Annotated in this window: 1 protein-coding gene and 1 other annotated feature; the gene reads right to left on the minus strand. The window is 66.8% G+C overall.

From position 1 onward, the window contains the following. A partial coding sequence (locus DC522_RS33755; protein WP_371681157.1) for an IS3 family transposase occupies positions 1–933 on the minus strand: 933 nt, incomplete at both ends. Further along, positions 549–665: a sequence feature (AL1L pseudoknot), on the minus strand. It overlaps the preceding gene by 117 nt.

Genomic DNA, 933 nt, shown 5'->3' on the forward strand with positions numbered 1-933 from the left:
TATTTTATCGACACGTATTGAACCCCTCTGTCGGAATGGTGAATGAGGTTGGTTAGCCAGGGCTGCCGGTCATGCAGAGCCTGCTCCAGGGCATCGAGCACGAACTCGGCCCGGGCTGACCGCGACACCCGCCAGCCCACAATCCGGCGGGCGAAGGCATCGATCACGAAGGCCACATAGACGAAGCCCGACCAGGTCGCCACATAGGTGAAGTCGCTCACCCACAAGGCGTTCGGCCGCGGCACCGTGAACTGCCGGTTGACCCGGTCGCGCGGGCATGGCGCTGCGGCGTCACTGACGGTCGTCCTGATGCTCTTGCCGCGAACCACACCCTTCAGGCCCATCTGCCGCATCAGCCGGGCGACCGTGCAGCGCGCCACCGCGATCCCCTCGCGCTGCAGCTGGCGCCAGACCTTGCGGACGCCATAGACCCCGAAGTTTTCCGCAAAGACCCGGCGGATCTCCTGACTGAGTGCGGCATCCCGGCGCTCGCGGGCCGGTCTGCGGTCGGGATTGGCCTTGCGGGCGGCGTGCTCATGGTAGGTCGACGGGGCGATCGGCAGCACACGACAGATCGGCTCGACCCCATAGACCTCACGATGCTCGTCGATGAACGCCTTCATGGCTTGGAGCGGCGGTCGAGCTCCGCCTGGGCAAAATACGCGCTGGCCTTGCGCAGGATCTCGTTGGCCTGGCGCAGTTCGCGCACCTCCCGCTCGAGCGCCTTGATTTTCTCCTGCTCGGTGCTCGTTGGCCCCGGGGCGCAGGCCCTGGTCGCGCTCTGCCTGCCGCACCCAGTGGCGCAGCGTCTCGCCCGAGCAGCCGATCTTGGCCGCAATCGACCGGATCGCGTCGTACTGCGAGGCGTGCTCGTCGCGGTGATCGAAAACCATCCGGACCGCCCGCTCGCGGACCTCTGGTGAATAAGGGGGG

It is taken from the genome of Microvirga sp. KLBC 81 (genome assembly GCF_003075415.1).
Lineage (GTDB): Bacteria > Pseudomonadota > Alphaproteobacteria > Rhizobiales > Beijerinckiaceae > Microvirga.